The sequence below is a fragment of the Afipia carboxidovorans OM5 genome (genome assembly GCF_000218565.1).
Classification (GTDB): domain Bacteria; phylum Pseudomonadota; class Alphaproteobacteria; order Rhizobiales; family Xanthobacteraceae; genus Afipia; species Afipia carboxidovorans.
In genome coordinates, this window is sequence record NC_015684.1 from 2,221,895 (window position 1) to 2,234,788 (window position 12,894).

The 12,894-nt window shown below is 64.2% G+C and carries 9 protein-coding genes; 7 read left to right on the forward strand and 2 right to left on the reverse strand.

The genetic code is table 11. The features are described 5' to 3' along the window. Positions 1-82: 82 nt before the first annotated feature. The 5 genes from accC to aat all read left to right on the forward strand — a co-directional run bounded on the left by accC (position 83) and on the right by aat (position 5,313). On the forward strand, positions 83-1,438 hold the full coding sequence (accC, locus tag OCA5_RS10285; RefSeq protein ID WP_012563126.1) for an acetyl-CoA carboxylase biotin carboxylase subunit: 1,356 nt from the start codon (positions 83-85) through the stop codon (positions 1,436-1,438). Between the two features lie 83 nt (positions 1,439-1,521). After that, complete coding sequence (locus tag OCA5_RS10290) at positions 1,522-3,060, forward strand: sensor histidine kinase (protein ID WP_013913149.1); 1,539 nt, start codon at positions 1,522-1,524, stop codon at positions 3,058-3,060. Then, on the forward strand, positions 3,053-3,493 hold the full coding sequence (locus tag OCA5_RS10295) for a response regulator (protein WP_012563124.1): 441 nt from the start codon (positions 3,053-3,055) through the stop codon (positions 3,491-3,493). Before OCA5_RS10290 ends, OCA5_RS10295 begins: the two co-directional genes overlap by 8 nt. Beyond that, positions 3,490-4,578, forward strand: a complete 1,089-nt coding sequence (locus OCA5_RS10300) for a sensor histidine kinase (RefSeq protein ID WP_012563123.1) — start codon at positions 3,490-3,492, stop codon at positions 4,576-4,578. The genes OCA5_RS10295 and OCA5_RS10300 overlap by 4 nt, the downstream gene beginning before the upstream one ends. 51 nt (positions 4,579-4,629) lie before the next feature. Beyond that, positions 4,630-5,313, forward strand: a complete 684-nt coding sequence (gene aat / locus OCA5_RS10305) for a leucyl/phenylalanyl-tRNA--protein transferase (protein WP_012563122.1) — start codon at positions 4,630-4,632, stop codon at positions 5,311-5,313. On the opposite strand, the gene OCA5_RS10310 is transcribed toward aat, so the two are convergent. After that, positions 5,310-7,577 carry a ComEC/Rec2 family competence protein gene (locus OCA5_RS10310; protein WP_013913150.1) on the reverse strand — a complete coding sequence of 756 codons (2,268 nt, stop codon included), beginning with the start codon at positions 7,575-7,577 and terminating at the stop codon, positions 5,310-5,312. The genes aat and OCA5_RS10310 overlap by 4 nt on opposite strands. 338 nt (positions 7,578-7,915) lie before the next feature. Beyond that, entirely contained in the window at positions 7,916-9,592 is a 1,677-nt protein-coding gene (locus tag OCA5_RS10315) for a glutamine--tRNA ligase/YqeY domain fusion protein (RefSeq protein ID WP_012563120.1), read from the reverse strand. A 387-nt stretch (positions 9,593-9,979) separates the two neighbouring features. Here OCA5_RS10315 and gltX point away from each other — a divergent pair, with 387 nt between their 5' ends. Together gltX and gltA are read left to right on the forward strand one after the other, a co-directional pair. Further along, positions 9,980-11,401 (forward strand): glutamate--tRNA ligase, encoded by a 1,422-nt coding sequence (gene gltX, locus OCA5_RS10320; protein ID WP_012563119.1) that lies wholly within the window; start codon positions 9,980-9,982, stop codon positions 11,399-11,401. A 136-nt stretch (positions 11,402-11,537) separates the two neighbouring features. After that, on the forward strand, positions 11,538-12,842 hold the full coding sequence (gene gltA / locus OCA5_RS10325) for a citrate synthase (protein WP_012563118.1): 1,305 nt from the start codon (positions 11,538-11,540) through the stop codon (positions 12,840-12,842). The last annotated feature ends 52 nt before the right edge of the window (positions 12,843-12,894 follow it).

The window sequence follows — 12,894 nt, forward strand, 5'->3', positions numbered from 1 at the left end:
GCAAGGTCCGCGCCGAAGGCAGCGGCCTCACCTTCCAGGCGACAGCCGCAGGGCACCTTGAGGTGACGAGAAGGCAGGCACGATGTTCGACAAGATTCTGATTGCCAACCGTGGCGAGATCGCCTTGCGCGTATTGCGCGCCTGCAAGGAACTCGGCATCGCCACCGTGGCGGTCCACTCCACCGCCGATGCCAACGCGATGCATGTGCGCCTCGCCGACGAGAGCGTGTGCATCGGCCCGCCGGCGGCGAAGGACAGCTACCTCAACATTCCGGCGCTGCTTGCGGCCTGCGAGATCACCGGCGCGGACGCGGTGCATCCCGGCTACGGCTTTCTCTCCGAGAACGCCCGCTTCGCCGAAATCCTCACCGAGCACGGCGTCGACTTCATCGGCCCCAAGGCGGAGCACATCCGCACCATGGGCGACAAGATCGAAGCCAAGAAGACCGCCAAGCGCCTCGGCATTCCCGTGGTGCCGGGCTCTGACGGCAGCGTCACCCCGAACGACGAGGCGATGGCGATCGCCAAGAAGATCGGCTTCCCGGTTCTCGTGAAGGCGGCGGCCGGTGGCGGCGGACGCGGCATGAAGGTCGCCCACACCGAGGCCGACCTGATGATGGCGCTCACCACCGCGAGCAACGAAGCCAAGGCCGCGTTCGGCGACGGCTCGGTCTATCTGGAAAAGTATCTCGCAAAGCCCCGCCACATCGAAATCCAGATTCTTGGCGACGGCCGCGGCGGCGCGATCCATCTCGGCGAGCGCGACTGCTCGCTGCAGCGCCGCCACCAGAAGGTCTGGGAGGAAAGCCCCTCGCCGATCATTTCGAAGCAGGCCCGCGCGCGGATCGGTGAGATCTGCGCCAAGGCGATGCGCGAGATGAAGTATGTCGGCGTTGGTACCATCGAATTCCTCTACGAGGACGGCGAGTTCTATTTCATCGAAATGAACACCCGCATTCAGGTCGAGCATCCGATCACGGAAATGATCACCGGGATCGACCTCGTTCTCGAACAGATCCGGATCGCCGCGGGCGGCGACCTGCCCTGCGCGCAGAACGACATCAAGATCAACGGCCACGCCATCGAGTGCCGCATCAACGCCGAGAACCCGGTGAGCTTCCGGCCCTCGCCCGGCAAGATCACCCAGTTCCATCCGCCGGGCGGCCTCGGCGTGCGGATCGATTCCGCCGTCTATCAGGGCTACGTCATCCCGCCTTATTATGACTCTCTCGTCGGCAAGCTCATCGTTCACGGCAAGACGCGCGGCGAATGCCTGATGCGGCTGCGGCGCGCGCTCGACGAGATCGTCATCGACGGCGTCGAGACGACGCTGCCTTTGTTCCGCGCACTCGCGCGCGAGGGCAGCATCATCGACGGCGACTACCATATTCACTGGCTTGAGCAGTATCTTGCCAGCGGGGGCAGCAAAACCAACTAAGACCGTATCGCCTCACAGGCATACGGGACCGCCAACCGCCCAGCGAACGGAGCGTGCTTGACGAACGTGATCGAGAGGCCGACGTGACGATCGAACGCGCGCGCCTTCGCACGCTGTGGCAGGTCGGCCTTTTGACAGCCGGCTTCATCATCCTTGTCGCCGTCAGCGTGAGCTCCCTCTACCTCAGCAATCGCGCCCGCACCGATGCGCTGTGGGTGACGCATACGGTGGAGGTCGAAAGCCAGATCTCCACCGTTCAGCTTCAGCTTCAGCGCGCCGAAAGTGCGATGCGCGGCTATCTGCTTTCGCACGAAGACAATTACCTCAACGATTTCGCCAGAGCCGACGCTCTGATGGCGCCCTCCTTCGCCCGGCTTGAAGCGCTCACGCGCGACAATCCGTACGAGCAGGAGAAAGTCTCCGAATTACGCTCGCTCACCAACCAGCGGCTGGAGCAGTTACGCAGCGTTGGCGAACGCATCAAGAGCGGCGCGGCCGGCGAGGCCCGCAGTCTGCTTCTGGAAACGGCGGCCGGCGACACGACGGACCGCATGCGCGATATCTCGCGTGATATGCGTCTCGAGGAAAACCGGCTGTTCGAGCAACGCACCGAGGCCTCCGAGCGCACGCGCTTTCTCTCCGCAGTCGTCACGGCCTCCGGCAGCGCGCTCGTCGTCCTGCTTGCGATCCTGTCGATCGTTCTCCTGCGCGCCTCGACGCGGGCACGCGATGAGGCCCAGCAGGAGCTGCGCGACATCAACCTCAATCTCGAATCCACGATCGACGAACGCACCACCGATCTGCGCGAGGCCAACCAGGAAATCCAGCGCTTCGCCTATATCGTGAGTCACGACCTGCGCTCGCCACTCGTCAACATCATGGGATTCACGAGCGAGCTCGAAGAGCTGCGCGGCGACATCTTCAATCGCATCGCGCGCTACAGCCGCGCGGCCGCCGCGGCTCCGCCCGAATCCGTGCCGGACAGCACCTCCTCCGACGAACCGGTACTGCCGCCCGAAGACCAGCAGCTTTCGGAAGACTTCTCCGAGGCGCTCGGCTTCATCAAATCCTCGATCGGCAAGATGGATCGCCTCATCAGCGCCATCCTCAAACTGACGCGCGAGGGCCGCCGCGAATTCAATCCCGTCGTGGTCGACATGCGCGCGCTGGTTCAGGAGATCGTCAATGCCACGGCGCATCAGGCGACCGAGGCGCAGGCGGAGATTTCGATCGACCCCCTGCCCAACCTGGTCAGCGACCGCCTCGCCCTGGAGCAGATTTTCTCCAATTTGATCGAAAATGCGTTGAAATACTTACGCAACGGCGTCCCCGGCGAGATCACCATTCGCGGTCGCACCAAACTCGGTTTCGTGGTGTACGATATCACCGACAACGGCCGGGGGATCGATCCGAACGATCATGACCGCATTTTCGACTTATTCCGCCGCGCGGGTACGCAGGACAAGCCCGGTCAGGGCATTGGCCTCGCGCACGTGCGTGCGCTGGTCCGCCGCCTCGGCGGTTCCATCACGGTTTCATCCGAACTCGACAAAGGCAGTACCTTTACGATAACGCTGCCTTCAAAGTGGAATTTGTCACGACAAGGAAAAAGTTATGGGTAATCCTGTCAAAATCGTGATGATCGAAGATGACGAAGGCCATGCGCGTCTGATCGAGCGCAACATCCGCCGCTCGGGCGTGAATAACGAGATCATGCCGTTTACCAACGGGACGGATGCCGTGAGCTATCTGTTCGGCGCTGATGGAACTGCCAACCAGCACAAGGGACAAGCGCTGCTGATCCTGCTCGACCTCAACCTGCCCGACATGACGGGCATCGATATTCTCAAGCGCGTCAAGGACAACGCCACGCTGAAATCCGCGCCGGTCGTCGTCCTCACCACCACCGACGATGCGCAGGAGATCAAGCGCTGCTACGAGCTTGGCTGTAACGTCTACATTACGAAGCCCGTAAACTACGAAAACTTCGCCAACGCGATCCGCCAGCTTGGCCTGTTCTTCTCCGTGATACAGGTTCCGCCGGTCAAAGCATGACAGCCCAGAATCCCAGACTGCTTTATGTCGACGACGACCCGGCCCTTGCCCGGCTGGTCGAACGCGGCCTGAAACGCCACGGCATCGACGTCGATCACGCCGCCGACGGCAAAGACGGCATCACCCGGCTTCTGCAGGGCGGCATCGACGTCATCGCGCTCGACCAGCACATGCCGGGACTCGATGGCCTAGCGACCCTCGAACAAATCTATCGCCTGCCGATGGCGACACCGCCGATCGTGTTCGTCACCGCCTCCGAGGACAGCCAGGTCGCCATTGCGGCCCTGAAGGCCGGCGCGATCGATTATATCGTCAAGGACACCAAGGGCGACTTCGTCCCCCAGCTCCACGCCGCGGTTACCGGCGCGCTGGAGACCGCGCGCATGCGCAAGGCCCGCGATGAGGCGGAAGCCGAGGTCCACGCCTCGCGCGACCGTTATGCGGCGCTGGCGGCCGAACGCGAGCTGCTGCTGCGCGAGGTCAACCATCGCGTCGGCAATTCGTTGCAGATCATCGCTTCGCTGCTTCACCTTCAGGCCTCGTCGACGAACGACGACGACGTCAAGGCCGCGCTGACGAGCGCGATGGGGCGCGTCGCCGCCGTCGCGCAGGTGCACCGCCGCCTCTACACATCGCATGACCTCAAGAGCGTGATGCTGAACCAGTACCTCGAAGCGCTGCTCGAGGATCTGCGGCGCTCCACCGAGGGCAACCGCATGTCGCGCCTGACGCTGCAGGCGGAGCCGGTCGAGATCGATCCGGACCGCGCGGTCGGCATCGGCATCATCGTCAACGAACTCGTCATGAACGCCGTCAAATACGCCTATCCCGAAGGCTCCGGACCGATCCATGTCGATCTGCGCCGCCCGAACGGCGAAGGCATCGAGCTTGCCATTTCCGACGAAGGCGTCGGCCTGCAGGCGAAGCAGGACAACCCGCGCTCGACCGGCATGGGGCAACGTATTGTCAGCGCGATGGCCACCAAGCTCGAGGCGAGCGTGGAGCGTGATCCCGCCCATGCGGGCACGCGGATCGTGATCCGGTTCAATGCCTCGCGGAACGTCCCGCACGCTCCCTCGGCCTGACGCCGCTTTATCGCCACGGGACGGCGGCACGATCCTTTGCTAGGCTAAGGCATGAGCTCACGCGACTCCGCCGCTTCCGAGATCACGCCCGAGGTGCTGCTGCGCGCCTACGCCTGCGGCATCTTTCCGATGGCGGAAAGCGCCGACGACCCCGGCCTGTTCTGGGTCGAGCCCGAGCAGCGCGGCATCTTCCCGCTCGAAGCCTTGCGCATCTCCTCCCGCCTTGCCCGCACCGTGCGCTCCGACCGTTATCGCATCACGATCGATACTGCCTTCGAGCGCGTTCTCGGCGAATGCGCCGCGCCAGCGCCGGGACGTGAGGACACCTGGATCAATAACCGCATCCGTAAACTCTACAGCGGGCTTTTCGAGATCGGCCATTGCCACAGCATCGAGGCGTGGGATGGCGACGATCTCGCGGGTGGACTTTACGGCGTCTCGCTTGGCGGCGCGTTCTTCGGCGAGAGCATGTTCCATCGCAGCCGCGATACCTCCAAGGTCGCGCTCGTCCACCTTGCGGCACGGCTGATCATTGGCGGCTTTACGCTGCTCGATACGCAATTCGTCACCGACCACCTGCGCAGTCTCGGCGCGACCGAAGTTCCGCGGAGAAAATATCGCGCGCTGCTCGACCGCGCGCTGCAACTGCCGGGCGACTTTTTTGCTCTGCCCGCCGACCGCCCGGTGAGCGGTGCGGACGTGCTCGCAATCGTGCGCGGGACGACCGCCACCTAGTCGTCAGCTTGCCGGTCAGCCTCCGCGGGCGTTGCATCGACAGGTATCGCCGCTTGCTCCGCACGGCGGTGCACGCCTGAGACCTCCACCGCAATTGCCGGTGCCCATGGCCGGTCGAGGCCCTGCGGCTCGCCTGCGATCATCCTGTAGCCGTCGTCCGTTCGGACCAGCGCCATGCCGCCGAGCTGCCGCAGGCTATCGCGATCGAAGATCCGCGCAGCACAATCGGCCGGCACGGCGTGGGACGTCACGATGATCTTTGCCCGCGCGCAATCATCCGTCAGCGCCTCAGGCCAATGCGCCAGCGCAACGAGGTCGCCGCCCTTGCCTTCGACTACGCACCCCGTCGCATCGCACGATACGCCCAGCGTGAGGCTCGGGTCCGTCGTTACGCGCGCATCGGCATCGGCCGCCAACCATTCGCGGGCGACGAATGCATTCTTCGCCGTGGGCATGATGCGCAATTGCCCGTCCCTGCCGCGCACCGCGACGCTTGCGGCATCTCGCGCGATCAGAACATCCGGCGGTGTCGCCTGCGCCGCGAGAAGGATACCACCACCGATCAATGCTGCACCCGCCCAGCGCAGTGGCGTACGCAACAGACCTAACACGATAATGCCGGCGCTGATGACGAGAAGCGATCCGACGCCGAAGGCATGAACGCGGCCGAACGCGCCCGGCAGCGCCACGACCCATTGCGACACCGCGATCATCCAGTCGATACCGACATCCATCAGTTGCCAGAACAGACTATCGAGCCCGAAGGGAATCGCAACGATACCGAGAAGGCCCGCGGGCATCACCAGCACGGACACCACCGGCATCGCCACGAGGTTGGCAATCACACCGTAGGGCGCGATCCGGTGGAAGTGAAAAGCCGCGTACGGTGTGGTCGCAAGGCCCGCGACGAAGGATGCGGCGGCCAGCACAAACAATTCGCGCCCGCCCCACGCGGCGAAGCGGCCAAGCGCGCCATCGTTGTCGGTGAACCAGCCCGGCAATCCGTTCTGCGCAAGCATCACGAGCGCGAGCGTTGCGGCAAACGACATCTGGAAACTCGGATGCACCAGCGCTTCCGGCGCAATCAGCAGCACCAGCATGGCAGCGAGTGCGAGGGTACGAAAAGTAATCGCGCGGCGGTCCACCATGACGGCTATCAGCACCAGCGCCGTCATCGCAAAGGCGCGCTGGGTCGCAACTTCCGCACCCGATAGGAGAAGATAGAACGCCGCCGCAACAAGCGCCGCGGCCGCCGCCCATTTCTTGATCGGACAACGCGTGTTGAGCGTTACGCTCAATGCCAGCAATGCGCGGATCGCGAAGAACACCACGCCCGCAACGACCGCCATGTGATAGCCCGAGATCGACAGCACATGACCGAGCCCGGAGACGAACAGTGCATCGTTGACCGGCGCGGAGATCGCATCCCGCCGCCCGGTGAGAAGCGCGGTCGCAATCGCGCGCTCGTCGCCAGACAGCACTGTGCGGATGCGAGCATCGACGCCGTCACGCATGCCCTGCACGGCGGTCCAGTAGCGCAGCATCAGGTCGCCCTCTTGCGGCGCGTCAGTAAGCTTGATCGCGCCGAGCACGAAGCCGGAGGCGCCCAGGCCCTGGAAATACATATCGCGCGCGAAGTCGTAACCACCCGGGCGCAACGGCCGCAGCGGCGGCAACAGTCGCGCCTTCAGGGCGACATACTGGCCGACCGCGGGTGCGGTACCCTTGCGCACCGAGAGCCGCACCCGCTCAAGATGCGGCGCACCGCGCGCGTCGATCTTCGTGATCCGCAGCACGAAGCGGTCGGTGCGTTCGCGTTCCTCATGCGTCTCGACGAAACCCTCCAGCGTCGCCATGCCGACCGGCGCAAGCAGCACGGGATGCGCGACACGCGCGGTCTTCAGCGTCGCGGTGGCAAAGCCCGCAAGCATCGCTGCAAAGAGCGCGAGGATCGGAAACAATGCGTGACGCCGCACGAGAAATGCGACGACGCAGGCGCCCGCCGCGACCGGCACCACGATGGCCGCCACCGGCTCACGTGCGGCGGTGAAATAGACTGCGATGCCTGCACCGAACGCGATCGGAATCCAGGGCAGCAGCCGTCCGGGGCCAGCCTCGGCGCGCATCCAGCCAGAGATTGTCTCAAGGAAAGAGCGCCACGGGCTGAGAGGAAAAACGGCAGACGTCGCCTCCGTCTCGCGCGGCGGCCATGCGATGGCCCTGCCCGCGCGCGACCGCTTCTGCTCCCAGCCCCCGTCCGTCATACCGCCGCTCGTGTGTCGGCTGCCCTGCCGCCATGCTAGCGGACGGGATTAGGCCCCGACAGGGAACGGATGGGGAATCTGTATTGGCTGAGCGAGCTCCCGCGCCCCGCCTGCGGGGAGAGGTGAAGAGCGGAGCATACTTAGGCCCCTGCACTATCATCGCCGAGCTTGTCCCGGCCATGACGATCCGGGAGTTAAAGCATGTCCCGGGCGCGATGCAGCGTACAACGCTGCTTCGCAGAACCGGGACCGTCCCACATTCGAAGTCCGGAACGGCCCCGGATCAGCAGCGCACCGCTGCGCGCTACGCGGCATCCGGGGCATGCACCCAGCGACCCTTATCCTGCCGCGGCGACCTTGGCGTAGCTGTCGCGCAGGCCGACGGTGCGATTGAACACCAGCCGCTCCGGCGTCGAGTCGCGATCACGGACGAAATAGCCCTGCCGCTCGAACTGCACCGCGCCAATCGCTGCATCGTTCTTGAACGCGGGCTCGACCTTACTGTCCGTCAGAATCTCAAGCGAGTTCGGATTGAGCTGCGCGGCGAAATTGCCCGGCTCCGGCTGCGGCGTGGCGAACAGATTGTCGTAGAGCCGCACTTCCGCCGACACCGCGTGCGCCGCGCTGACCCAATGAATGGTCGCCTTCACCTTGCGGCCGTCCGGCGCATTGCCGCCCCGTGTCGCCGGATCATACGTGCAGCGCAGTTCGACCACCTCGCCCGCCGCGTTCTTGATCACCTCGCGGCAGGTGATGAAATAGGCGTAGCGCAGCCGCACCTCGCGCCCCGGCGCGAGGCGGAAGAACTTCTTCGGCGGCTCCTCCATGAAGTCGTCCTGCTCGATGTAGAGTTCGCGACCGAACGGAATCTTGCGCGTACCCTGTGCTGGATCGTCAGGATGGTTGATCGCCTCGAGCTCCTCGACCTCGCCTTCCGGATAATTCTCGATCACCACCTTCAGCGGTCGCAGCACCGCCATACGGCGCGGCGCGGTGCGGTTCAGCGTCTCGCGAACCGCGAAATCGAACATGCCGATATCGACGGTCGAGTTCGCCTTGGCGACGCCGATGCGTTTGACGAAATCACGCAGCGCCTCTGCCGGGACGCCGCGCCGCTGCAGGCCCGCGAGCGTCGGCATGCGCGGGTCGTCCCAGCCGGAGACGTGCCCCTCGCGGACCAGACCGGTGAGCACGCGCTTCGACAGCAGCGTGTAGGTCATGTTGAGCCGCGCGAATTCGTACTGGCGCGGATGCGATGGCACCGGGAGATTGTCGAGGAACCAGTCGTAGAGCGGCCGGTGATCCTCGAACTCCAGCGTGCAGATCGAATGCGTGATGTGCTCGATTGAGTCCGACTGGCCGTGCGCGAAGTCGTAGCTCGGATAGATACTCCACGCCTTGCCGGTGCGCGGATGGTGCGCATGCAGGATGCGGTAGAGCACTGGATCGCGCAGGTTGATGTTGCCCGAGCTCATGTCGATCTTGGCGCGCAGCACGCGGGTGCCGTCCGGGAATTCGCCTGCACGCATCCGCGCAAACAGGTCGAGGTTCTCTGCCACGGAGCGGTCGCGGAACGGGCTGTTCTGTCCCGGCTCGGTCAGGGTGCCGCGAGTCAGCCGGATCTCCTCCGCCGACTGGTCGTCGACATAGGCCTTGCCGGCGCGGATCAGCTCCTGCGCCCAAGCGTAAAGCTGCTCGAAATAGTCGGACGCGAAATGCAGGTGCTCGCCCCAGTCGAAGCCGAGCCAGCGGACATCGCGCTGGATGGCGTCGATGAATTCCTGCTCTTCCTTGGCCGGGTTGGTGTCGTCGAAGCGCAGATGGCAGCGCCCGCCGAACTCCTCGGCGATGCCGAAATTCAGGCAGATCGACTTGGCATGGCCGAGATGCAGGTAGCCGTTGGGCTCCGGCGGAAAGCGCGTCACGACGCCCTTGTGCTTCCCGGATTCCAGGTCCGCCGCCACAATATCGCGGATGAAGTCGCGGCCCACGTCCGGCGTCGATTCGTCAGTCATTTTCGCCCTTTCACGTTGCGCCTTATGTGCCAAATCCGCGCCGCCGCGCCAAGGGGGCGCTCTCTCTCCCGCATAGCTCGTCGAAGATGAGCGTGAACGCTCTTATGCGGGGAGAGGGTCGAGGCACATGCCCCCGGACGCGGTGCGGCGTGCAACGACGCTCCGCAGAGCCGGGGCCATCCCATGCGGAATCTCCCGAACGGTCCCGGTTCTGCGACGCACCGCTGACGCGCTGCATCGCGCCCGGGACACGACGAGGTTTCGTCAACCAGACCAGCATTTTCGCCAGGACGATGAGACAGCCTGCTGGCAGTATGATAAAGGCGCGCCGAGGGCCCTAAAACCGCCGCCCAACCACCCCCTCCGAGAGCGATTGAACCACCCGAAATGACCGAACCCGTCGTCACCCGCTTTGCGCCCTCTCCGACCGGCTTCCTCCACATCGGCGGCGCGCGCACCGCTCTGTTCAATTGGCTCTACGCCCGCAAGCAGGGCGGCAAGATGCTGCTGCGGATCGAGGACACCGACCGCGAGCGCTCCACCGACGCGGCGATCAAGGCCATTCTCGATGGCCTGAACTGGCTCGGCATCGAATGGGACGGCGAGGTGATCTATCAGTTCAGCCGCGCGGCGCGTCACCGCGAGGTGGCCGAGCAGCTTCTGGCCGAGGGCAAGGCCTATCGCTGTTACGCGACGCCCGAAGAGCTGACGAAAATGCGCGAGGCGGCACGGGCCGAGGGCCGCGCCGTGCGCTATGACGGCCGCTGGCGCGATCGCGATCCCTCCGAGGCGCCGGCCGACGTCAAGCCGGTGATCCGCCTCAAGGCGCCGCAGACCGGCGAGACCGTGATCGAGGATCAGGTGCAGGGTCGCGTGGTCTGGCAGAACGAGAACCTTGACGACCTCGTGTTGCTGCGCTCCGACGGCACGCCGACCTACATGCTCGCCGTAGTGGTGGATGATCATGACATGGGCGTGACCCATGTCATCCGGGGCGACGATCACCTGATCAATGCCGCGCGCCAGAAGCATATCTACGATGCGCTGGGGTGGACCGTCCCGACCATGGCGCATATCCCCCTGATCCACGGGCCGGACGGTTCGAAGCTTTCTAAACGTCACGGTGCGCTTGGCGTCGAGGCCTACCGCACCATGGGATACCTCCCGGCAGCGCTGCGCAACTATCTGGTGCGGCTCGGCTGGAGCCACGGCGATCAGGAAATATTTTCCACTTCCGAGATGATCGAGGCGTTCGAGCTCTCCGGCATCGGCCGCTCCGCCGCGCGGTTCGATTTCGCCAAGCTCGAAAACCTGAACGGCCATTACATGCGCGCGTCGGGCGACGCCGAACTCGTGAAGGCCTTCGAGGACATCCTTCAGTTCCTGCCGCAAGGCCCTGCTCTGCAAGCGAAACTCAACGACACCACGCGCGCGCAACTGCTGCAGGCCATGCCAGGCCTGAAAGAACGCGCCAAGACGCTGCTTGAGCTCATCGACAGCGCTGCCTACATCTTTGCTGACCGGCCGCTTGCCTTGGATGCGAAAGCGAGCGCCGTTCTGACGCCGCAGGTGCGTGCGTTGCTGGGCGAGCTTCGCAGCAGCCTCGCCAACGTCACCGATTGGAACGCCGCGAATACCGAGGCCGCCATGCGCGCCTATGCAGAGAAGAACAACCTGAAACTCGGTGCGGTCGCACAGCCGCTGCGTGCGGCGCTGACTGGACGCACGACCTCGCCCGGTATTTTTGACGTTCTGGCGGTTCTGGGGCGCGACGATGCGCTGGCACGGCTGCAAGATCAGGCGGCATGACCCTACCAAGGCCTAGGGCCGCCATCTTGCAGTGCACATAGCAATACGTTACCCCTTTCGCCGAGCTTTTCGAGGGTTCCGCCGGGCTTCGTCCGCCCCCTCGTTTAATGCCAAGAAAAACATCGGGGGATCCACGATGGATGTAAAATCCAACGAGAAAACAGCGACGCTCACCATCGACGAGAAAAGCGTCAACTTACCTGTCCTCGCCGGCACCGTCGGGCCGGATGTCATCGACATCAGCAAGCTCTACGCCCAGACCGGAATGTTCACTTACGATCCGGGCTTCACCTCCACGGCGAGCTGTCAGTCGAAGATCACCTACATCGACGGCGACGCCGGCATTCTCCAGTATCGCGGCTATCCAATTGAACAACTCGCCGAACACGGCGACTTCCTCGAGACCTGCTACCTTCTTCTGTACGGCGAACTGCCGACCCAGGCGCAGAAGGACGATTTCGACAAGCGCGTGACTCGTCACACCATGGTGCACGAGCAGATGGCGCGCTTCTTCCAGGCTTTCCGCCGCGACGCGCACCCGATGGCCGTGATGGTCGCTTCCGTGGGTGCCCTCGCCGCGTTCTATCACGACTCGACCGACATCAACGATCCGCACCAGCGCATGGTCGCCTCGATGCGCATGGTCGCCAAGGTGCCGACGCTCGCCGCGATGGCCTACAAGTATTCGATCGGCCAGCCGTTCGTTTATCCGCAGAACCGGCTGCACTTCGCCGAGAACTTCCTGCACATGTGCTTCGCGGTGCCGTGCGAGGAATACAAGGTCAACCCGGTTCTCGCCGACGCACTCGACAAGATATTCATCCTGCACGCCGACCACGAGCAGAATGCCTCGACCTCGACCGTGCGCATCGCAGGCTCCTCAGGCGCCAACCCGTTCGCCTGCATCGCGGCAGGCATCGCCTGCCTGTGGGGCCCCGCGCATGGCGGCGCCAACGAGGCCGCACTCGCGATGCTGGCCGAGATCGGCACCGTCGACAAGATTCCGGAATTCATCGCCAAGGTGAAGGACAAGAACTCCAACGTCCGCCTGATGGGCTTCGGCCACCGCGTCTACAAGAACTACGATCCGCGCGCCAAACTGATGCAGAAGGCCGCGCACCAGGTTCTTCAGGAGATGGGCCACGGCGACGACCCGCTCCTGCACGTCGCGATGGAGCTCGAGAAGATCGCGCTGAACGATCCGTATTTCATCGAGCGCAAGCTTTATCCGAACGTCGATTTCTATTCGGGCATCACGCTGAAGGCGATGGGCTTCCCGACCTCGATGTTCACCGTGCTGTTCGCTGTCGCCCGCACCGTCGGCTGGATAAGCCAGTGGAGCGAGATGATCGAGGATCCGCAGCAGAAGATCGGCCGCCCGCGCCAGCTCTTCAACGGCGCGACCAAGCGCGATTACGTGCCGCTCGACAAGCGCAAGTAATCGTCAGACATCAGAACGCAAAATGGCCGGAGAAAATCTCTGGCCATTTTTA

Bases quoted from the DNA above. Each gene is read 5' to 3' on its own strand.
- OCA5_RS10300 (WP_012563123.1), top strand. From the start codon at position 3,490: ATGACAGCCCAGAATCCCAGACTGCTTTATGTCGACGACGACCCGGCC.
- gltA (WP_012563118.1), top strand. From the start codon at position 11,538: ATGGATGTAAAATCCAACGAGAAAACAGCGACGCTCACCATCGACGAG.
- OCA5_RS10310 (WP_013913150.1), bottom strand. From the start codon at position 7,577: ATGACGGACGGGGGCTGGGAGCAGAAGCGGTCGCGCGCGGGCAGGGCC.
- accC (WP_012563126.1), top strand. From the start codon at position 83: ATGTTCGACAAGATTCTGATTGCCAACCGTGGCGAGATCGCCTTGCGC.
- aat (WP_012563122.1), top strand. From the start codon at position 4,630: ATGAGCTCACGCGACTCCGCCGCTTCCGAGATCACGCCCGAGGTGCTG.
- gltX (WP_012563119.1), top strand. From the start codon at position 9,980: ATGACCGAACCCGTCGTCACCCGCTTTGCGCCCTCTCCGACCGGCTTC.
- OCA5_RS10295 (WP_012563124.1), top strand. From the start codon at position 3,053: ATGGGTAATCCTGTCAAAATCGTGATGATCGAAGATGACGAAGGCCAT.
- OCA5_RS10315 (WP_012563120.1), bottom strand. From the start codon at position 9,592: ATGACTGACGAATCGACGCCGGACGTGGGCCGCGACTTCATCCGCGAT.